We start from the raw sequence: 22,051 nt of genomic DNA on the forward strand, positions 1-22,051 counted from the left end.
ATGCAGATAATAGACTAAGGACTAATGTATCAGAAAAAACTATGTGGCTGGACGACTATAAAGGACTAATAGAACAACTTATCCCTGTTTATGACAGCGAAGACTTTGAAGATGTCTTTCAAATGATGACACAGGAAACCAATGGCCCGGCTCGGCTCCAAATCAAAATGGAACTTAACCGGATCATGGCGCCTTGTCATCAGATTGTCGATCTTCGTGGCCGAGTCAAAGGAGAGTGCCGGCCATATGAACTGAACGGCCTGAAACACTGGTTAGATGATGTTGCGATAAATACCTACCACAAACGAATTAAAGTTTTTGGGGGGAAATATCGGGTCGGGCTATATGAAGCTCTGATGAATACCCGTAATAATTTCCGGATACTGCACCAGCAAGGCAAGCTGGAACCGAAGAAAGATCCATTACCGCAGCGCGATACCCAGTTCGATGCCAGCCTGATCCGCTTTGGCTACTACCTAACCCGGGGGGAAAATCGTCTGCAGATCGCCACCCAGGTCGATTTGGCTCTGCCTTTCAACCAGTCCGTGCACGGCATCACCTCCGATTTGTCATACTCAGGGGCCAAGTTCAAAGTCCCTTCGGCCTTCAAATACAGTCTGGGTCAAACGGTAACGGCAAAGTTTCCCAAGATGGCAGAAACATTCAACGATCCGCGCCTAAATCAAGGTACCGACTACCGGATCCTCGGTATTGATGACAATCAGGAGAATGACAGCTTCAAATGGCTGCGCCTGAAAACCATCAGCGACAACACTGCGATCAAAGATGCCATTGACCGCAGCCAGCAGGTTTCGCAACATCGAACCCGTAAAAACCATGAAGACAAAGTGATCCAGGCTAGAACCAAAGGCTATGAGCACTGTTTCCTCAAACATACCACCAGTATGCCGCTATTCTTTGCCGGTGATCAGCTAAAATACTCTTTGCTAACCGAGCATAACCGTCATATCTGGGACAGCTGGCATGATGAGAGAAACCAGCCGGTAATTAACCACCTGCTTTCTGCAGAACGCATGGCGACCCTCGGCAAAGCTGGTCTCAAGCAATGCAGTACGCTCATCTATAGCTTCTGCCATGAACATGACCAAAAGCGCTTCTTCTACTCAGCCGCCTTACCGGAAATGACCCTAGAGCAGCGTCATCTGTTCTGGCACATCGGTGCAACCAAAAAAAGCTGGCGAGTAACTCGTCTTACCGTTTACCCCATCAGTCAAGACGTTCAGGAACAGCTGCAAGAAATTGCACCAGATATGGTTGATCAGCTGAGTAGCCTTACCCATATCGGCGTGCTGCAGGATCTGACCAATGAACAGGCCCAGCAAGACTACCGCCTACCAGTAAAGCCGAAGCTACCCAGCAAAACCTTGCAGGCATTCCGTCACCTGAGAAACCCGGTTTCCGACGCTAAAGCCATTTACTTTGACCCCAAACCACAGCGTAGTGAGTCTCGGTTTCTCTTTCAGACCCCGATTGAGTTACATCACCCTGAATTTCCCTTAGTAACAGGGAGTACCCTTGATTTTTCAATCAGCGGGCTAAACATAAAGCTCAATCAACCTTTACCGGCTAAACGCGGCGATGAGGTAACCATTAAGTTTAATGACTTACAAAAACTGGATAAAAATGCTCCGCTTAGCCAGATGCCGTATAAAATTGTGCGGGTTAGCCCAGATCGCAGCAATATTCAACTGACAACCGGCAGCGGCAGCAATGCCTCGAGAGGGGAACAGTTTTTACGACGCCTGATCCAGCATAACGAGACTAAGCTCACGCTGGCAGAAGAAGTACTCCCGAGCGGCGAACTGCTGCTGGCCATGCACCAGATGCTACTGACACGCCTTAACGGTATTTCTTACTTTACGGAAAAGGTCGACCATAAAATAAAAGTCAAAGCGATTGGCTGTAACCTCCCTATGCCGCCATTAGCCAAACTGTTCAACCAGATCGCGGGCGGTCGCCAGTTCTCGCTTGAACCCATTTTCAGGCACCGAGTCAAACCCATGCTGGCGGAAACCATGCGGCCTATCGAAATCCGGAAACCCTATGTCCACGAGATGTACCTATGGGTCCAGAGAAAGGGCGAGACTATCACTCACCTCGAGAGCAAACTGAGCGATGAGTTTGACAGTATCGACGCACGTATTCGCTTCATCAAAAAAGCAAAGACGCAGGGAGAGTTTATGGCCCTTAGGATCAGCGCCGTACCTGTACTTAGCCCGATGACCGCATTAACCGGCAAGGAGCTTGGCGAACTGGCCCGTATGACGCTACACCGGGCACGGGCACTGGAAGTCGAGTTCAACTCGTTAATCGGCTGTGGTGAGATGTTCGATATTACCGATGAGGTGCTGGTACGATTGGAAATTGGGTAAATCGTTGCGAGTCTCTAGAAATGGCGAAAAATAGAAAAAGCGAGAGGCAAAGGCCTTTCGCTTTTTATCTGGTCTTGTGAGATAGAGTTTCTGGCTCCGATGACCAAAGATGGCCCCCTCCACTTTTCAAGGGGGAGAAGGTTAGCCATACCTTCAAGCGACAGCAAGCGCTGGTTGTTTCACACAACCCCATCCTAGCCCTCCCCTTCATAAGAGGAGAGAACACTCCCAAAACCCAGGACAACTCTTCCTATAAACTCGGAACCAGATATAGCCTGCACCTTCCCTACCAACCAATTCCCTGCGGAACCAGCGATGCCGAGAGAATACACATCACCGCGCCGAGATCGGCATAACGAACAGAAGCAGGTGCTTCCGCTTCAACCTTTGGCTTGGCATGGTAGGCTACACCCAACCCTGCAGCTTTGATCATCAGCAAATCATTGGCACCGTCACCAACGGCAACAGTATTGTGCAGCTCAATCTCATTCAGCTCTGCCAACTCGCGTAAGATATTCGCTTTCTCTTTTGCATCAACCACATCACCGACAACTTGGCCAGTGAGCTTGCCCTCGACAATCTCTAGGGTATTCGACTGGGCATAAAGTAAATTGAGCTCTTGTTTCAGGTAATCCGAAAAATAAGTGAACCCACCGGAGACAATCGCTGCTTTCCAGCCATAATGAGCCAGCGTCGCCACCAGCTCCCGCAATTCAGGTGTTAACGGCAGAGTCGAGCGTACCGTTTCCAGGATCGCCTCGTCAGCACCTGCCAAGGCTGCAACCCGCTGGCGTAGGCTCTGCTCAAAGTCTAGCTCCCCCAGCATGGCTCGCTCCGTCACTTCGGCGACCTGCTCTCCCACCCCGGCCAGTACGGCGATTTCATCAATGCACTCTATCTGGATTGCCGTAGAATCCATATCCATCACCACCAGTCCAGGCTCTGATAGATCGGGGAGATCATTGGTACAAGCAATATCAAGCTGATAATGGATGACCGCTTGCTTTAATGTTTCAGAAAAATCGTTGCCGATCAGCAACGCATCATACGATCCGACTTTCCATGCCGCTACGACGGCCAGCTCCTCGCAGGCACAAGCAGCTATTTGTTCAACCAACTCAGGAGTTATCTGCTGGCCGTAAATCAGCACGTTGGCTTTTTTGCGCGCCAAATTTGAAGCCGTAACGGTTTCAGGGAAGCGCTGTTGCAGTGAAGAGTGTTTTTTGATTGTTAGCACGTTTTGTACATCCATGTCTAAGATTGATAATAATCCACTGCTAACAAAGTACCCTATTGCAATTTATCTGGGCAAGTCCCAATATGGCATTCGTGCATTTCGGCCTTATTTCTGACATACGTTGATATAATGAAACTGAAAAAAACTCGATTACAGCGAGCATGGCAGTTCCTAGTGCTAATTATCTGCTTCAGCGGGTTAATTGCCATGCTGGAATACGGTTCGGATTTAAACCTCCGAAACTACCGGGCGCTCAGCGAGCAAACCCAGGCACTATCACGCATGGTTGTCCGCCAGGCTGCAGAAACCGCAGCCACGAATGTGATAGAGAATAACCAAGACAAGTTACAGGCATTGGTACAGCAACTCTCCACTGAGCCTCTGGTGCTTGATGCGAGTATTTATGACCTGGAAGGGATCACTATAGCCAAAACAGAAGATGCCATGCCATTAGAGCAGGTGACGGGGATTTCCACCCCGCTCTCGTTCGCCAGCTTTGGCCGCCAACAAATTATTGAGCCGATTATGGCCGAAGGGCAGATTGTCGGTTTTTTCCGTATGACACTCGAACACGGTAAGCTACTGGAGAAGGCCGCAAGCCAGGTCGATTATATGGCCAATGTTACCCGTGCCCTTATCCTGGCTGCATTGTTTATTGGCTTCTTGCTGGCCTTCACGTTTGGCCGTCGCAAAGACATCTGGCACTTCCCGTTCTTGCTGACCGCAAATTCGAAAGACTAAGTCTGCTCGCTTTTCTCGAAAGCAAGACATAAAAAAAGACGGCCAAGGCCGTCTTTTTTATTTTCAGACTCAGTAACGCTTATTCAGCATCACCCAGCAGAACAGATTCTAGCGCGATTTCCATCATATCGTTGAAAGTCAGCTGACGTTCTTCAGAAGTCGTCGCTTCACCACGTAGGATATGGTCAGATACCGTACAGATAGTCAGTGCTTTAGCACCGAACTCAGCAGCTAGACCGTAGATACCAGCGGCTTCCATTTCAACGCCCACGATGCCGTACTTCTTCATAGTCTGGAAGAAGTCAAAATCAGGGTTGTAGAACAGATCTGCAGAGAAGATGTTACCCACTTTAACGTCGATACCTTTGGCTTTTGCCGCTTCGACTGCATTTTGTACCATACCGTAGTCAGCCAATGCTGCGAAGTCGTGATCGCCAAAACGGATACGGTTAACTTTTGAATCAGTTGATGCACCCATACCGATAACAACATCACGTAGGTTTACATCGTCACGTACTGCACCACAGCTACCAACACGGATGATTTTCTTCACGCCGAAGTCTTTGATCAGTTCGGTCGCGTAGATTGAGCATGAAGGGATACCCATACCATGGCCCATAACAGAGATCTTACGGCCTTTGTAAGTACCTGTGTAACCGTACATATTACGTACGTTACACACTTCTTTTGCGTCATCTAGGAATGTTTCAGCAATGTATTTAGCACGTAGCGGATCACCCGGCATTAGAACTACGTCTGCGAAATCACCCATTTCTGCATTAATATGTGGAGTAGCCATCGTAATTTCCTTCCATTTATCCGTCAGATTAATTCGCACCAACGGCAATTACTTAGTATTAGGTTGCTGTTTCGAACTACATCAAATATAGAACGAAACAGCGGCAGGGATAAGTTAACGAGCTTTACAGGAATGACTTACCGTATTCCATGTCAGACGTACCATAGTACTCTGCCAGGCTCTGACCGATATCGGCAAATGTCTCGCGACGGCCCAATGAGCCCGCTTTCACTTTAGGACCGGTTACCAAAACAGGGATATGCTCGCGAGTATGGTCGGTACCTTCCCATGTTGGATCACAGCCGTGGTCCGCTGTCAGGATAAGTACGTCATCTTCCTGAAGTAGCTCAAGGATCTCAGGTAGGCGCTTATCGAAGTACTCAAGCGCAGCAGCATAACCTGCAACATCACGACGGTGACCGTAAGCCGAGTCGAAATCTACAAAGTTGGTGAAAACCAGGCTGTTGTCGCCAGCTTGCTTGATTTGTTCAAGGGTTGCTTCAAACAGTGCCGGGATACCGGTTGCTTTCACTTTCTTGGAGATACCGCAGCCTGCGTAGATATCAGAAATCTTACCGATAGAGATAACGTCACCGCCTTTCTCGTCTACCAGCTTCTGCAGCAGTGTCGCTGCAGGTGGCTCAACAGACAGGTCGCGACGGTTACCCGTACGCTCGAACTGACCTTTGCCAGCACCGATGAACGGACGCGCGATCACACGGCCGATGTTGTAGTCTTCCAGCTCTTCGCGAGCAATCTGGCAAAGCTCCATCAGGTTATCTAGACCGAATGTTTCTTCGTGACAGGCGATCTGGAATACAGAATCCGCTGAAGTGTAGAAGATTGGCTTGCCGGTTTTCATGTGCTCTTCACCCAGGTCATCAAGAACCTGAGTACCTGATGCATGGCAGTTACCCAAGAAACCTGGTAGGCCGGCACGCTCAAGAATGCGATCAGTCAACTCTTTCGGGAAGCTGTTTGAGTGATCAGTAAAGTAACCCCAGTCAAACAATACTGGTACACCAGCAATTTCCCAGTGACCCGAAGGTGTGTCTTTACCAGACGATAGTTCTTTTGCGTGGCCGTATGCACCCGTAATTTCAGCATCAGCATCCAGGCCTTCAGGGAAAGTGCCTGAAGACTCTTCGCACGCTTTGCCCAAACCAAGCTTATTCAGGTTTGGTAGGTGAAGAGGACCACTACGCTCGCCATTGTCAGCTTCGCCGCGAGCACACTTCTCGGCAATATGGCCAAGAGTGTTCGAGCCTACATCACCGAAGTCAACGGCATCTTCTGTCGCACCGATACCGAAAGAGTCGAGAACTAGGATAATTGAACGTTTCATTTTAACTCCATTAAACATCTTCAGGGCGAACGCGGCGGTAAACCTCAGGGGTCGGTTCTGGCTTCTGGTCAGCAACAGTAATGTTGTTACGAACAGCCTGAGCCGCTTCTTCCCATTGTGCTTCGGTGCGAGCATGAATAACGGCTAGCGGGGTCTCTGCGTTCACTTCATCACCAAGGCGAATCATATCGCTCAGACCAACTGCATAGTCGATAGTGTCTGTTGCTACGCGGCGGCCACCGCCCATACCAACAACGGCCATACCTAGACCGCGCGTGTCCATTGCATATGCATAACCTGTGGTTTCTGCAAATACCGGCTTCACGATTTCCGCTTTTTCTAGATAGTTGTCGTAGTTTTCCATGAAGTCAGCCGGGCCACCTAGACCTGCAACCATCTTACCGAAACACTCTGCGGCTTTACCGTTGTCCAGTACTTCCTGCAGTTTCGCGTTCGCTTGTTCCAAATCAGTCGCTAAGCCACTGTTAACAAGCATTTCGGCACACAATGCCATGGTCACAGCAAATAAGCGAGGGTTGCGGTACTCACCGGTTAGGAACTGAACGGCTTCACGTACTTCCAGTGCATTACCTGCAGTTGAAGCCAGAACCTGGTTCATGTCGGTTAGCAGCGCCGTCGTTTTGGTGCCAGCACCGTTAGCCACAGCAACAATAGATTTTGCCAGCTCTTCCGATGCTTCGTAAGTTGGCATGAATGCGCCTGAACCTACTTTAACGTCCATCACTAGCGAGCCTAGGCCAGCAGCCAGTTTCTTCGACAGAATAGATGCGGTGATCAGCGAGATGTTATCAACGGTTGCTGTCACATCACGGGTTGCGTATACACGCTTGTCCGCCGGTGCCAAGTCGCCAGTCTGGCCGATAATTGCCACACCCGCTTCTTTGGTCACTTCACCGAACACTTCGTTAGTCGGGGTAATGTTGTAGCCAGGAATAGATTCCAGCTTGTCTAGCGTACCGCCAGTGTGGCCCAGGCCACGGCCTGAAATCATAGGTACGAAACCACCACATGCTGCCACCATTGGGCCAAGCATTAGCGAAGTTACGTCACCCACACCACCGGTAGAGTGTTTGTCGACAATAGGGCCGTCAAAGTTCATGTGGCTCCAGTCGATAACCATGCCTGAGTCACGCATTGCACAAGTCAGGGCAACACGCTCGTCCATGGTCATGTCGTTAAAGTAAATTGCCATTGCAAATGCAGCAATTTGGCCTTCAGAGACAGTGTCTTTAGCAACACCTTGGATGAAGAAGTTAATTTCGTCTGCAGATAGTTCGATGTTGTCGCGTTTTTTTCGGATGATTTCTTGTGGTAAATACATGGTATTCCCCAATCAGATTATAATTTGTAGGGCAGATGAATATTTACCTTGCGTTGCCAATTTTTGGGAAAGAGGCCCCACAGTATGATTCTCAGCCGCACAGGTGCCGCTCGTGCCGCACAGTGGCAAGAACCAAACAGTAAATAATCACAGGTCAAAAAAGTAAGGTGGCAATAAATGCCACCTCACGAGATAAGATTAGTAGCCGCCTTCAGCTGCTTTTTCGCCTTCACCTAGCGTGTGAAGCAGGTTAGCTAGTAGGCTTGATGCACCGAAACGGTAGTGCATGTTGTCAGCCCACTCAGCACCGTGGATGCGGTCAGCCATATCTAGGTATTGCTGTGCATCTTCAGCGGTACGAACGCCACCTGCTGGCTTGAAGCCAACAGTTTTCGCTACGCCCATGTCTTTGATCACGTTCAGCATGATCTCAGCATACTCAGGGGTTGCGTTAACTGGCACTTTACCAGTAGACGTTTTGATAAAGTCAGCGCCTGCTTTGATTGAGATTTCAGAAGCTTTCTTGATCAGTTCTTCTGTTTTAAGCTCACCAGTTTCGATGATAACTTTCAGCAGAATGTCGCCACACGCTTCTTTACACTGCTTAACCAGCTCGAAGCCAACTTCTTCGTTACCAGCCATCAGAGCGCGGTACGGGAATACTACGTCAACTTCATCAGCGCCGTAGGCTACCGCAGCTTTAGTTTCAGCTACCGCAATCTCGATATCGTCGTTACCGTGTGGGAAGTTAGTAACAGTTGCAATACGGACTTCTGGTGTACCTTGCTCACGCAGTTGCTTCTTAGCAACAGGAATGAAACGTGGGTAGATACATACTGCTGCTGTGTTACCTACAGCTGTTTTCGCGTTCTTACACAACTCGATCACTTTTGCATCAGTGTCGTCATCGTTCAGAGTGGTAAGATCCATTAGTTTAAGTGCACGTAGTGCAGCAGCTTTTAAATCGCTCATGACTATCTCCAGTCCAGTTATTTTCTACCAAGCTTATAGAAACTGTTCCATACGCTCGACGGCAATCTGTTGCTATACCGTCAAACGGCCCGCCTACAGCGAACAGTTAGATGAGCGGACTTGGTTCCTTGAAGACTCAGGGAAACAATGCGAGATTGTTTTTCCTGATTGATATCCTTTTCACCGCGCAAAATACTCAGACTACCTGAGCGTCTTGCAAACCCTGCTGTTCAGCAAACCGTGACAATACTTCCATCACGGTTGGGAAACGCTGAAACAGCAATCGTCAGTTTGTGATGGTGCACACCAATAATACCAAGCAACGATACGCCTCACCATCAAAGTCGTGTTTCCATTTGTGGACAATGTGTTTACCGCTAGAAATGAATATAAGCCCCTGTTACAGAACATAAATTTTCATTACGTGAAAAAGCGTTCCACTATCCACTGGTATGCGATACCTCCGGTATACACCCCGAAAATTCCCATTACTCCGGGCAGTACCGGAGGGGCAGGAATAGGTAACTTAATCGCTGAAAACAAGACCCCAACGATGAAACCAGCCAATAGCGCTAATATGACATCATACATAACCTTTCTCTCTGTCTTTTACAGCACAAAGAAGAGTGTAGTCTGCCGTTAGTCAGGTGTCGCTGGTTACCAATATGAATAAACTTTCTACAACGGATGGTAGCAAAGGGAGATCTCTGAAAACGGAGCGCAATCGATTTTATGATACAAAAAAGCCACGCGTTGCATGTTTTTACCAAATCTGTTGATCGAATTTAAGGGGGGAAAGTAAAGATCCTAGATCCTAGATCCTAGAAAAGAGTATCACGATAAAGGAAAGAGGTTCTGGGTTCTGGGTTCTGGGTTCTGGGTTCTGGGTTCTGGGTTCTGGGTTCTGGGTTCTGGGTTCTGGGTTCTGGGTTCTGGGTTCTGGGTTCTGGGTTCTGGGTTCTGGGTTCTGGGTTCTGGGTTCTGCAAGCAAGCTCGCCGAGCAACGACAAAAAGTCAAACACCTCGATAGTCGAACTTTAAACTAGCTTCTAACTTTTGCTCTTTCCAGGAACCAGGACCTGCTCTTCCTAGGGTCTGCTCTGAAAACAAAAACGCCACAGCTTAGCTGTGGCGTTTCATATTCTTGCTGAACGAGTCAGTAATTACATTGCGTTGATAGTCACGAATAGACCAGCAATAGTTGCAGACATTAGGTTAGATAATGTACCTGCCGCTACAGCTTTCATACCAAAGCGTGCAATATCGTGGCGACGGCTTGGAGCCAGACCACCCAGACCACCAAGTAGGATTGCTACAGAAGATAGGTTAGCAAAACCACATAGTGCGAAAGAAATAATTGCAGAAGTCTTCTCAGAAAGAACTACTTCAGCACCTTCAGCTAGGTAAGGAGCAAAGTTCAGGTAAGCAACGAATTCGTTCACAATCAGTTTCTGACCGATGAAAGAACCAGCGATTGTTGCTTCTTCCCATGGCACACCGATTAGGAATGCTAGTGGAGAGAATACATAACCCAGGATTAGCTCTAGAGTCAGTTGAGGCATACCGAACCAACCACCGATACCACCCAGCATACCGTTGATTAGAGCAATCAGGCCGATGAACGCTAGTAGCATTGCACCTACGTTAAGTGCTAGTTGCATACCAGAAGACGCACCACCAGCAGCCGCATCGATCACGTTTGCTGGTTTGTCAGCATCGTTTTCATCCATACCAGGGATTTGCTCGATTGGCTCTTCAGTTTCAGGCTTGATGATCTTAGCGAATAATAGACCACCAGGAGCTGCCATGAATGATGCCGCGATTAGGTATTCTAGAGGTACACCCATAGATGCATAACCCGCTAGTACACCGCCGGCTACAGACGCCAGACCACCACACATTACTGCAAACAGCTCAGATTGAGTCATTTTTGGCACGAACGGACGGATAAGCAATGGCGCTTCCGTTTGACCAACGAAAATGTTAGCTGTCGCAGACATTGATTCCGCACGAGAAGTGCCTAGTACTTTCTGTAGACCACCACCAAGGAAGTTGATAACAACCTGCATAATACCTAGGTAGTAAAGAACACTGATCAATGCAGAGAAGAATACGATAACAGGTAGTACACGCAGAGCGAATACAAAACCACCGCCACCGAACACTTCAAACATTTTATCTGACGTCAAACCACCAAACAGGAAGTTAATACCGTCATTACCGTAACCAATTACATTAGCAACAGCTTGTGATGCGCCGTAAAGCACGTCACGACCTACAGGTACATAAAGTACAAATGCACCCAAGAAGAATTGGATGGCAAATGCACCACCAACAGTACGTAAATTAATAGCTTTGCGGTTATCCGATAACAGTACAGCTAGAGCTAGCAGTACTACCATCCCAACCAGGCTCATAAACACGCTCATAGTTTATGGCTTCCCTTTTATAGTTAAGTTTGGCGTCTCGACAATTCGGCTCATTAAGAGTCCGGCGCATTATACTCATACGGAGACCTAAAAAAATAATGCGAACATCACACTTTCCAAGGAAAGGGAGTGAAAGTTTAATCACAAACGTGACATAAATCACAAAGCAAAACAGCGCAAAAGCAACCGTTTAGCGCAACCGTTTGCTTTATGGATCTAGATCACATCGAAATTTGAAATAGTTCAGCCGTTGTTAAGCTGGTGATCTTTTCAATTTCCGACTTGGATTCCTTTCTGATGTCCACAAGCTCCTGGACAATATTGCGGAGCCTGTCAGGGCGGTTTGGCTGCCCCTGATACCCAGCAACAGGCATATCCGGCGCATCGGTCTCAAGCATCAGTGCTGCCAATGGCAGTGAAGCAATTGTATTGCGAGTTTTATTCGCACGGCGATATGTAATCGTTCCCCCAACGCCAATTTTGATACCTAGATCAATAACCTGCTCAGCCTGCGAGAGACTTCCACTGAAACCGTGATAAACACCGCCAGCAATCGGTGGGTTTTGTCTCAAAATACGCAGCAATTCAGGGTAGGCTTTTCGGCAGTGAAGTATGACTGGTAGTGCATATTTATTTGCCAATGCCAACTGTGCGCTCAGCAATTCAATCTGTTGTTCCCGATCCGCATCCGCAATGGCAAAGTCTAGCCCACATTCACCGACGGCAACGCACTTTTGATTGTTTTCACCAGCTCCTCCGACGACTTCTTCCAATCTATTTGCAAGCCGTGACAACGAATCTACGTTGTGCTCATTACTGAAAAATGGGTGCAGGCCGAGGGCATAGTACAAATTATCAAACTGTCGGCAGAGTTGCTGAACCTCCTGCCAATTGCGCTCCCCGACAGACGGGATGACAATCTTGCCTACGCCTGCGTCATTAGCCAGCTCAAGATAATGGGCAGGATCGGAAGCAAAGGGCTCGAAATCGAAGTGGCAATGACTATCAATGAACATCATGGCATTCCTTCATAAACAGATCACTCAGGCTTTTTACCCCTACTTTGTTGAAATGGTGCTGTAGGCTCAGAGGTAAGTTTCGCAGCGTTCTCATCATATCTGACAGGTGCACAACAGCGGCGGTTTTCGGGGATCAGCCCCATGCGTTTACACCAACGATCGTATCTTGCAACCCACAGCCTCAGCCAACTCAGCATCTATTTCTCCTTATCCACTATCAGTTCGACGGTTTGGCTACCATCACGATCATACTACGCCCGGTGACCAGAATGGTACTGTACGGATACTGCGGAGCATCCTCGATAGTATAAATATCGCCGGGGCTGCACTTGGCCGTATTCACCAGCAAATGCCAGTCGCGACTATCCCGGTTTGGCAACGTGAACTCAAGCGGGTCCCAATAAGCATTACAGATAACATACAACTCATCCATGGTGATCGGGTGGTTAACGGTCAGCGCCAAGGAGTGGGAGTTTTCCGACCAATCAGGCTGGTTAGGCTGGAGACCGTGCCAGCAGATCCCCACATTTTCTACCACCGAGCTGAGTGACATATGCATATTCCAGTCAATGGTCGGCTCGGCTCGCCGGATCTGGCTAAGTAGAGTAACAAAACGCAGCATATCAGCATGTTTATCCACCAGCCGCCAATCAAACCAACTGATCTCATTGTCTTGGCAGTAGGCGTTGTTGTTGCCCTGCTGGGTCCGCCTGACTTCATCCCCCATACCGATCATCGGTGTACCCAGCGATAGAAACAGCGTTGCGAGCATATTTTTGCACTGTCGGTTCCGCAGTTCATCAATTTCAGCAATCTCCGTCGGCCCCTCCACCCCATAATTACTAGACAGATTATGATTATCACCGTCACGATTCCCTTCTCCGTTGGCCTGGTTATGCTTTTCGCTGTAACTCACCAGGTCATTAAGGGTGAAACCGTCATGGACACAGATAAAGTTCACCGAGCGGTGGGGGGAATGGCGGTGGCTGCAATAGATATCGGGAGAGCCTAATACCCGTGACGCCAAGCGGCTGACACAACCGTTGTCTCCTCGCCAGAAGGCCCGTACATCGTCGCGATACTTCCCATTCCACTCATTCCAGCGGTCACCGATAAATGAACCAACCTGATACAAACCGGCTGCATCCCAGGCCTCGGCAATAATCTTGGTACTGCTGAGGATCGGATCCGAGTCGATCGACCACAGCAGGGGGGGCTCTTTCATCGGTTGCCCTAAGCTGTCTCTGGCCAGCACCGACGCCAGGTCAAAGCGGAAACCGTCTACTTTCATTTCGGTGACCCAGTAATGCAGGGCATCGATGATCATCCGGCGCAGCACACTGTGGTTGGCGTTACAGGTATTACCGCAGCCACTGTAGTTGGCATACGCGCCATTTTTCTTGTCCAGCAGGTAATAGGCGCCGTTCTGCAGCCCCTTGAAGCAAAATGTCGGACCGTTCTCATCCCCTTCGGCCGTATGGTTAAACACCACATCCAGAATCACTTCAATACCGGCTTTATGCAGCTCCCTGACCATGGTTTTAAATTCGTTGATCGCCACCAGCGGATCTTTCTCGACACTGTAATCAGCATGTATGGCAAAGAAATTAATAGGGCTGTAACCCCAGTAATTTTGCCTGCCATCCGGCGCATCGAATACATCGAACTGCTGCACCGGCATCAACTCGACAGCTGTTACTCCAAGCGATTTCAGGTATGGGATCTTGTCGACAATACCAGCAAACGTGCCCTGTTTAGCCGCCTCTACCCCTGATGAAGGGTGTTTGGTAAACCCACCGACATGCATCTCGTAGATCACGGTATCGGTCAGAGAGTGGCGCGGAGCCTGAGCTCCCTGCCAGTCAAAGGCACGGTGATCCACCACCATGCTTTTCATGCATGCATCCATATTCGAGCCGGGGGCAATGGCCCGCTGACGGCAATAGTTCTTGCCGATGCAGATGGCATGGCTATATGGGTCAATCAATACTTTATCTTTATCGAAGCGCAGTCCACGCTCTGGCTTCCACGGTCCACTGACCTGAAACGCATACACCTGGCCATGGCCGATGTTGGCGATAAACACAAACCAGTAATGCCCGCGCTTGTGAATAATAGGATCAAGCTCAAATGACAAAAACGGACTCTCACTTTCCGCACTCGCAAAAAGATGCATTGTCACCCGAGTCGCATTTTTGGAGTAGAGGCTGAAGTTGACCCCCTGCTCTTTTACTGTCGCCCCAAGCGGAAACGGCTCACCCGGCCAAGAGTAAATCTCGGTACCACCAGCAAGTTCTTTCATTTTCCGATCCTCCACCAATATGCATCCAAGGGAATAATAGTCCCAGATACTCATCATGAAAGAGACCCATGCCGGATACGCCAAAATGCATAAAAAAAGCCGTCACAATTGTGACGGCTTCTGCTTTTTGTAGGCTAGCTGCCCAACCAGAAACGATTAATGCTCACGGGTTGCGCGGAAATCGATATCTGGGAAGCGTTCTTTGGCCAGGTTAAGATTAACCATTGTAGGCGCAATATAGCTTAGGTTATCACCACCATCCAATGCCAGGTTCTGCTGGTTTTTACGCTTAAACTCTTCCAGCGTCTTGCTATCATCACACTCGACCCAACGGGCTGTCGCCACGTTAACCCCTTCGTAGATAGCTTCTACGTTGTACTCTGCTTTCAGACGGGCAACAACCACATCAAACTGAAGTACACCAACTGCACCAACGATCAAGTCATTGTTTTGCAGCGGGCGGAATACCTGTACCGCACCTTCTTCCGAAAGCTGGACAAGGCCTTTAAGCAGCTGCTTCTGCTTCAGTGGATCTTTCAGGCGGATACGGCGGAATAGTTCCGGTGCAAAGTTCGGGATTCCCGCGAACTTCAGGTTCTCACCCTGGGTAAAGGTATCACCAATCTGGATGGTACCGTGGTTATGCAGACCGATAATGTCACCCGCATAGGCTTTTTCTGCACGCGCACGGTCACCGGCCATAAAGGTTACCGCATCCGAAATACTGACATTCTTACCGGTACGGACATGGTTCATTTTCATGCCCTGGCTGTAAGTACCCGAAACGATTCGCATGAAGGCAATACGGTCACGGTGCTTCGGATCCATATTCGCCTGGATCTTAAATACAAAGCCAGAAAACTTCTCTTCCGTCGCCTCGACTTCACGCTCGTTCGCCTTACGCGGTTGCGGTGCAGGTGCCCATTTGGTCAGACCATCAAGCATATGGTCAACACCAAAGTTACCCAGAGCAGTACCGAAGAACACCGGCGTTAGCTCACCACTTAGGAATAGCTCTTGGTCGAACTCGTGCGATGCACCGATAACCAATTCCAGCTCTTCACGTAGCTGCTCAGCCAGATCTTCACCAACGGCTTCATCAAGCTCAGGGTTATCCAAGCCTTTAATAATGCGCTGCTCTTGGATCGTATGACCCTGGCCAGTGCTATACAAAATCGTCTCGTCGCGGTGGATATGGTAAACACCCTTGAACTCTTTACCACAGCCGATCGGCCATGACACTGGCGCACATGCCATGTTCAACTCGGTTTCTACTTCATCAAGCAGTTCCATCGGATCGCGGATATCACGGTCCAGTTTGTTCATGAAGGTTACGATTGGCGTATCACGCAGACGGGTAACTTCCATTAGCTTACGGGTACGATCCTCGACACCTTTCGCAGCATCGATCACCATCAGGCATGAGTCAACCGCTGTTAGCGTACGGTAGGTATCCTCGGAGAAATCTTCGTGTCCCGGAGTATCAAGCAGGTTTACCAGACAATCGTTGTACGGGAACTGCATTACCGAGGTGGTTACCGAGATCCCACGCTCTTTTTCCATTTCCATCCAGTCTGACTTGGCATGCTGGTTCGAGCCACGGCCTTTAACCGTACCGGCTTTCTGGATCGCGTTTCCGAATAACAGTACTTTTTCGGTAATTGTTGTTTTACCCGCATCCGGGTGAGAAATGATTGCAAACGTACGGCGTTTGTTCACTTCAGGTAGAAAAGACATAAGCGTTGATAATCCTGTGAGAGATTTCAATAATCGAGCAGCAACCCACTAAATAGCCTGTAATGCGTTGCCGGGCTCCTAAAATAAAAACCTAAATAGTGACCTATCTAGGCTCATCATCTGCGCTGGCAGAAAATAAATCTTTTGTAACTACAATCAATTACATGTTGACCTCTATCACGCGCAGCGTTATGGATGAATAATGGGAGCCTTAAAGATGGCGGAATTATACGCAAACTCCGCAAAAAGAGACAGCGGTAACACCGCTCAGTTGTAATCAAGTCTGTCGGTGCAGCTGCTATATCATCAGATACGTCATGATTAACGCATCTTCACGCCCCGTATCTGAGGGGTAATAGCCCACACGGCGGTTAATTTCATTAAAGCCAAGGGCTTCATAGAGATGATAGGCACGAGTGTTGCTAGCCCTCACCTCCAGCCAGATCTCTTCGGCATTAAGCGCCGATAGCTGATCGATGAAGCCTTCTAGCAATAGCTTGCCGTAACCTTTGCCCTGACACGCCGGATCAACGGCAATGTTCAGCAAGGTCGCTTCACCAGCCACATTCTGGCCAAAACAATACCCCGCCACCTTGCCGTCAACCAGCAGGGCAAAATTGGCAGCAATCTTATTGGGTGCCTTGCGGATCATCGACTCGGCCCAAGGGAAAGCATGAGCAGCCTGCTCGATACGCCATACATCATCCAGGTGATGCGGCTCTAGCGGAACAATTTTATGAATCATATGAACAAATCTGTTGCCAAAGGGCTTTTTTACTCGCTGGGTTGGTATGCATTTGTTGCAGTGACACCGAGGTCAGCAGTTGGCATCCCACGGGGTGTCCCGCCTGAACGCCCGCTAACCAGCACCAGGTCAAATGATGCTCTCGGATCTGCTCCAAAGCCTGCGGTGGCAATAATAGCGCCTGCTCAGGGGTAAGCTTCATGCTTTTTAGAATCCGTCCAAATAGCCAGCGGTCATGTTCATCCAGCTCTTCTGAACAGACAAATAGCAATTTGCAACTTTCGGGAAGGTCAATGACAGGCACTTGCATGTCCGGGAAAAATGACGGTTTTCTCACCTGCCAATAGGTTAGCCCCATCTCCTGCAATATCTGTATCTCTCGTTGATTCATCCTATTACCATGTTCTCGGTGGTGGCATCACTTCGGCTGGCGATCCTAACAGATCCCGACGCTAAATCAGAGCCGCTGTATAGCGAATAATACCAAACTGAATAATAATCGGGTCTATCCGCAAGAATAAAAAATACCACCCGCAGGTGGTATTTTATCCATTACGTCGCATCAAACAGCTAGATGTCTGAAAATTCAGTGCTGTATTCTACCAGCCCGCTTTTTCCAGCTAAGCTGCCAGGGATCAGCTCTACGACCATAAACGCCTCATCCGGCACAGGCCAGCTACAGTTCAACCCATGTTCGGATGCCTTAACAAAGCCCGCTTTCGGATAGTAGTCGCTGTGCCCCAACACTACGGCTACCGGATAGCCCAGCTCTGCCAGAATACTTTTCGCTTCTTCCATCAGTGCAAGGCCGATGCCCTGGCGCTGATATTCAGGCTTTACCGCCAAAGGCGCAAGCCCTTGCCAGTTATCATCTTGCCCCTCGACCGTGACCGGACTAAAAAACAGGTGCCCGATCAGCTCCCCTTCGTCGCTGCATGCCACCAGAGACAAAGTCCGGTTACCATTTTCCCGCAGTTTCATCACCAGATTAGCTTCTGCCTCAGTATCAAATACCGTTTTGAGCAAACTGTCGATAGGAAGGATATCCGCCGGCGCTTCGGTTCTAATGAGCATTCATTACCTCTTTATCAGCAACCATGTCCTGCATTCCTTTCTGGATGAAGTCGGCCGATTGCTGCAATACATACTTAACGGGTGCCGGTAGCGAATCCAGATCGATGCTATCCATCAGGTTCTTCACTTCCAGCCCTAATTCCGTATCTCCTTCGATACGAAGGCGACGCTGGAAGAAGAGTGTATCAGGATCTTCCTTACGAGCGGCAATTAATACCAAATCATTGCACTCACCGCTAAAGCTCACGTCTTCCTGCCCTGCGTGTTCCGAGACGACCAACTGCTCATTCTGGTAACTGATAAACCAGCGCAAGCCGAGATCCCTCACTTCTACTTTCAGCCAGCGGTCTTCCAAAAACTCAAAGTCACCGTCTTCCAACGCTTCTTTGAAGACCATTGCCAACCCTTCAAGCATGATTTTTTTCTGAATCGCAAAAGGGGTCAACTTAGCAGGCACACGGATCAAAGCCGGGCCATGCTGTACCATGTGCTTTCGTAGTTGAGCAATCACTGTTTTTATTTCCTGTCTCTATCGCAATTATTTTCTGATTGTATGGCAATAACGGGGGGACTTTTTATGCCTTGAGTCAAAAAAAACGTTTCTCTGGTCGCAAAGTTTGGAATTGCGGCTTCATCACGGGTTATAGTACCAGCTACTGATATTTTACGGCTCCTCCCAGCCAGATTCTAACGCATACGGATATACGACTCTTCAATGCCGACTGAGCAACTCAACTACTGGTTCCCGCTGCTGACTGATAACAGTCCATTTATGTTCGCAGTGTTAGATCCTGATCATAACTACCTGGTCGTCAACAACCGCTATTGTGAAGTAAGCGGCCTTGAACGCGAAGAATTAGTCGGGCGGAATGACAAAGACATTCTCGGCCAGGTATTCTATGACTCCCTACGCCCTTATTACGAACGCGCATTTAATGGCGACTCCGTTGAAGGCGAAGTGGTTCTGAATGACAACCGCCATGATACCAGCATGCATTTCAGCCTGGTGCCACTTCGCGATAAGCTTGGAAATATCCCTTATATCGTATTGCACTCCGCCGATACATCGGAACGCCAGGTCCTGGTTAATTCACTCCAGGAGCTGGAACATCAGCTCAACCAGCTCAATGAACTCATCACTGATGGCAGCTGTATCGTCGAGGGGGAGATCATTATCTCTGCCAACCAGACCGCTGCGAATTTGTTGGGCTTTGACTCCCCTCGCGATCTGATCGGCGAAGAACTTGGCCGGCTGTTAATCGACAGCCACAGTCAGCGAATTCTGGGGGATCAGATCAGCCAATTGGGCAAAAATGAGCAGCGAAAATGTCAAACCAGCCCCCGCTGTAGTACCGATCGGCCGTTAAATGTCTCAGCTTCCGATATCACCTTGTTGGGCTCGCCAGCCAAACTCATTCTGCTACAGGATACCTCTGAACGTACCGTGCAACAGGGGCAGGTTGAACAATTGGTCCACACCGATCCGCTGACCGGACTGTATAACCGCCATGGTTTCAGTCGCCGCCTGGAGCAGCTGATCAACAATGAAACGCCGCTGGTGATGCTCTATCTGGATCTTGATAACTTTAAAAATATCAACGATTCGCTCGGCCACCATATTGGTGATCGGGTACTACAGGAAATCTCACAGCGCCTGCGCCGCCTGCTGCCGGAAACGGCGATTATCGGCCACCTGAGCGGCGATGAGTTTGCCATCATCCTGCCTGAGCCCGAGCATGACCGCACGGGAGAATTGATTTCGCAACAGATAATTGCCCTGATCAACCAGCCGTTTGATCTGCACCACTTTAGCAAGCACCTTGCCTGCTCCATCGGCATGGTCAGCTACCCCGGCAATGGCAATGACGCCAGGATCCTGCTGCAAAATGCTGATACTGCCATGTATGAAGCTAAAAACCGCGGTCGCAACCGGCTGGTAAAGTTCACCGAGGAGATGAACAAAGAAGCCCGGATGCGCCTGTGGCTTGAAATAGAGCTGCAAAAGGCCTTGCAACAAAATGGGCTCGAAGTCTGGTACCAACCCAAGGTCAGTGCCCGCGACTTTGTCATTGACGGTGCAGAAGCCCTCGTTCGCTGGAAGCACCCGGTCGAAGGCTATATCAGCCCGGGTCAGTTCATCCCGGTCGCCGAGCGCTCCGGCCTGATTGAGCAACTGGGCCAGGTGGTGATGAAAGAAGTCTTCACCACCGTAAGAAAATGGAAGCAGCAGGGTTTGCTGGCCGGGCGCGTAGCCATCAACCTCTCCCCTCAGCAATTTGGCAACCCGAATTTGATCAGCTTCGTCAACAAGCTGAAAAAAAGCACCGGGGTTAACCCAAGCGACATCACGTTCGAACTGACAGAGAGTGCGGTAATGAGCGATGGCGAGCATACGATCCAGATGCTCAATGCCATCAAGAAACAGGGCTTTGCCCTGTCTATCGATGACTTTGGCACCGGCTATTCATCGCTATCTTATCTTGCCCGCTTCCCACTCGATGAACTGAAAATTGACCGAGCGTTTATCAAAGATATTGAATCTGTGCCCAAGCAGGTAACCCTGATAGAGAACATCATAAACCTCGGCAAAGCACTAAGCATGAATATCGTGGCAGAGGGGGTCGAGACTCGCCAGCAGGCAACGCTGCTGTCTAACCTCAATTGTGACTATATTCAGGGCTTCCACTTCTACAAGCCACTGCCAAAGAATGAGCTGGAGGCGATTTTACTCAAGCACAGTCGACATCAAGACTAACCAAATCATTTTTGATACAGTCAAAATCGCAAAATAAGTTGTCCTAAATCAACAAAACCTGCCTGATATCAAAACAAGGGGGCATCAAGCCCCCTAGTATTTGCTCCATTACTTTATTCCCACACTGGTAGATAAAAATAATATGGAGCTACTTTGCCCCGCTGGTAACCTTCCGGCGCTGAAGACTGCCATTGATAACGGTGCGGACGCCGTGTACATCGGTTTTAAAGATGACACCAATGCCCGCCATTTTGCAGGTTTAAACTTTACAGGTCGCAAACTCGAAAAAGCCGTGCAGTATGTGAAAGATCACGACCGCAAACTGCACGTTGCCCTAAACACCTTTGCCCACCCGGATGGCTTCGAGCGTTGGAAAAACGCCGTCGACAATGCAGCTGCAATGGGGGTTGATGCCCTGATCGTGGCTGATATTGCCGTACTGGATTACGCTGCGACAAAATACCCAGATCTGGAGCTGCACCTGTCAGTACAGGCGTCAGCAACCAACACTGCAGCCATTGATTTCTACAAGCAGAACTTCAATGTCAAGCGCGTGGTTCTGCCTCGCGTACTGTCGATCCACCAGGTAAAACAGCTAGCGCGCAACACCGATATGCAATTGGAAGTCTTTGCCTTCGGTAGCTTGTGTATCATGTCTGAAGGTCGGTGCTACCTGTCTTCCTATATGACCGGTGAATCACCAAACACGGTAGGTGCCTGCTCACCAGCAAAATACGTTCGCTGGCAAGAAACCTCGCAAGGGCTGGAGTCACGCCTTAACGATGTGCTGATCGACCGCTACGAAGCGGGAGAAAACGCCGGTTACCCTACCTTGTGTAAAGGGCGCTTTGAGGTCGACCTGGATGGCGAGAACAAGCGCTACCACGCCCTGGAAGAACCAACCAGCCTAAATACCCTAGAAATCCTGCCGGAGCTGTTCAAGGCAAATATTGCCTCGGTGAAAATTGAAGGTCGCCAGCGCAGCCCTGCCTATGTCGAGCAAGTAACGCGTACCTGGCGTGCCGCGATCGATCGCTACCAAGCAAACCCGGAAGGCTATCAGGTTGATCCGGCGTGGAATGCCTGCCTGGGCAATGTTTCAGAAGGTAAGCAAACGACTCTTGGCGCTTATCACCGTAAATGGCAATAAAGGAGAACATT

At 49.3% G+C, this 22,051-nt stretch carries 18 protein-coding genes; 4 read left to right on the forward strand and 14 right to left on the reverse strand.

What is annotated here, in order from left to right; genetic code table 11:
- Window positions 1-41 precede the first annotated feature (41 nt).
- Window positions 42-2,393 carry a PilZ domain-containing protein gene (locus MD588_RS14535; protein WP_265698100.1) on the forward strand — a complete coding sequence of 784 codons (2,352 nt, stop codon included), beginning with the start codon at window positions 42-44 and terminating at the stop codon, window positions 2,391-2,393.
- 286 nt (window positions 2,394-2,679) lie between these two features.
- On the opposite strand, the gene serB is transcribed toward MD588_RS14535, so the two are convergent.
- Window positions 2,680-3,645: a phosphoserine phosphatase gene (gene serB, locus MD588_RS14540; protein WP_265698101.1), complete on the reverse strand. Its 966-nt coding sequence runs from the start codon at window positions 3,643-3,645 to the stop codon at window positions 2,680-2,682.
- A gap of 114 nt (window positions 3,646-3,759) precedes the next feature.
- On the opposite strand from serB, the gene MD588_RS14545 reads away from it, so the two are divergent.
- Window positions 3,760-4,371 (forward strand): YtjB family periplasmic protein, encoded by a 612-nt coding sequence (locus tag MD588_RS14545; RefSeq protein ID WP_265698102.1) that lies wholly within the window; start codon window positions 3,760-3,762, stop codon window positions 4,369-4,371.
- 79 nt (window positions 4,372-4,450) lie between these two features.
- Here MD588_RS14545 and deoD read toward each other — a convergent pair whose 3' ends face one another.
- The 13 genes from deoD to ubiT all read right to left on the reverse strand — a co-directional run bounded on the left by deoD (window position 4,451) and on the right by ubiT (window position 18,646).
- A complete protein-coding gene (gene deoD, locus MD588_RS14550; protein WP_265698103.1) occupies window positions 4,451-5,170 on the reverse strand; it encodes a purine-nucleoside phosphorylase in 720 nt (239 codons plus the stop codon).
- 124 nt (window positions 5,171-5,294) lie between these two features.
- On the reverse strand, window positions 5,295-6,515 hold the full coding sequence (locus MD588_RS14555; RefSeq protein ID WP_265698104.1) for a phosphopentomutase: 1,221 nt from the start codon (window positions 6,513-6,515) through the stop codon (window positions 5,295-5,297).
- A gap of 10 nt (window positions 6,516-6,525) precedes the next feature.
- The gene (deoA, locus tag MD588_RS14560) at window positions 6,526-7,857 is read right to left on the reverse strand and encodes a thymidine phosphorylase (RefSeq protein ID WP_265698105.1); all 1,332 of its coding nucleotides are present in this window, start codon (window positions 7,855-7,857) and stop codon (window positions 6,526-6,528) included.
- A 198-nt stretch (window positions 7,858-8,055) separates the two neighbouring features.
- Window positions 8,056-8,829 carry a deoxyribose-phosphate aldolase gene (deoC, locus tag MD588_RS14565; RefSeq protein WP_265698106.1) on the reverse strand — a complete coding sequence of 258 codons (774 nt, stop codon included), beginning with the start codon at window positions 8,827-8,829 and terminating at the stop codon, window positions 8,056-8,058.
- Window positions 8,830-9,249: 420 nt separating this feature from the next.
- Window positions 9,250-9,420 carry a XapX domain-containing protein gene (locus tag MD588_RS14570; RefSeq protein ID WP_265698107.1) on the reverse strand — a complete coding sequence of 57 codons (171 nt, stop codon included), beginning with the start codon at window positions 9,418-9,420 and terminating at the stop codon, window positions 9,250-9,252.
- A 572-nt stretch (window positions 9,421-9,992) separates the two neighbouring features.
- Complete coding sequence (locus tag MD588_RS14575) at window positions 9,993-11,258, reverse strand: NupC/NupG family nucleoside CNT transporter (RefSeq protein ID WP_265698108.1); 1,266 nt, start codon at window positions 11,256-11,258, stop codon at window positions 9,993-9,995.
- Window positions 11,259-11,479: 221 nt separating this feature from the next.
- A complete protein-coding gene (locus MD588_RS14580; protein WP_265698228.1) occupies window positions 11,480-12,274 on the reverse strand; it encodes a TatD family hydrolase in 795 nt (264 codons plus the stop codon).
- A gap of 220 nt (window positions 12,275-12,494) precedes the next feature.
- A complete protein-coding gene (gene glgX / locus MD588_RS14585) occupies window positions 12,495-14,579 on the reverse strand; it encodes a glycogen debranching protein GlgX (RefSeq protein ID WP_265698109.1) in 2,085 nt (694 codons plus the stop codon).
- Window positions 14,580-14,735: 156 nt separating this feature from the next.
- Entirely contained in the window at window positions 14,736-16,316 is a 1,581-nt protein-coding gene (gene prfC, locus MD588_RS14590) for a peptide chain release factor 3 (RefSeq protein WP_265698110.1), read from the reverse strand.
- 298 nt (window positions 16,317-16,614) lie between these two features.
- Complete coding sequence (gene rimI / locus MD588_RS14595; RefSeq protein ID WP_265698111.1) at window positions 16,615-17,061, reverse strand: ribosomal protein S18-alanine N-acetyltransferase; 447 nt, start codon at window positions 17,059-17,061, stop codon at window positions 16,615-16,617.
- On the reverse strand, window positions 17,051-17,452 hold the full coding sequence (locus MD588_RS14600) for a DNA polymerase III subunit psi (RefSeq protein WP_265698112.1): 402 nt from the start codon (window positions 17,450-17,452) through the stop codon (window positions 17,051-17,053). The genes rimI and MD588_RS14600 overlap by 11 nt, the downstream gene beginning before the upstream one ends.
- Window positions 17,453-17,631: 179 nt before the next feature.
- Window positions 17,632-18,135, reverse strand: coding sequence for a GNAT family N-acetyltransferase (locus tag MD588_RS14605; RefSeq protein ID WP_265698113.1), 504 nt, complete (start codon window positions 18,133-18,135; stop codon window positions 17,632-17,634).
- Complete coding sequence (gene ubiT, locus MD588_RS14610; RefSeq protein WP_265698114.1) at window positions 18,125-18,646, reverse strand: ubiquinone anaerobic biosynthesis accessory factor UbiT; 522 nt, start codon at window positions 18,644-18,646, stop codon at window positions 18,125-18,127. The genes MD588_RS14605 and ubiT overlap by 11 nt, the downstream gene beginning before the upstream one ends.
- A 204-nt stretch (window positions 18,647-18,850) precedes the next feature.
- Between ubiT and MD588_RS14615 the strand changes: the two genes are divergently transcribed.
- Both MD588_RS14615 and ubiU read left to right on the forward strand, forming a co-directional pair.
- Window positions 18,851-20,890 carry a sensor domain-containing protein gene (locus MD588_RS14615; protein WP_265698115.1) on the forward strand — a complete coding sequence of 680 codons (2,040 nt, stop codon included), beginning with the start codon at window positions 18,851-18,853 and terminating at the stop codon, window positions 20,888-20,890.
- Between the two features lie 142 nt (window positions 20,891-21,032).
- Complete coding sequence (ubiU, locus tag MD588_RS14620; protein WP_265698116.1) at window positions 21,033-22,040, forward strand: ubiquinone anaerobic biosynthesis protein UbiU; 1,008 nt, start codon at window positions 21,033-21,035, stop codon at window positions 22,038-22,040.
- Window positions 22,041-22,051: the final 11 nt, after the last annotated feature.

Source organism: Photobacterium obscurum (genome assembly GCF_026191635.1).
GTDB lineage: Bacteria > Pseudomonadota > Gammaproteobacteria > Enterobacterales > Vibrionaceae > Photobacterium > Photobacterium obscurum.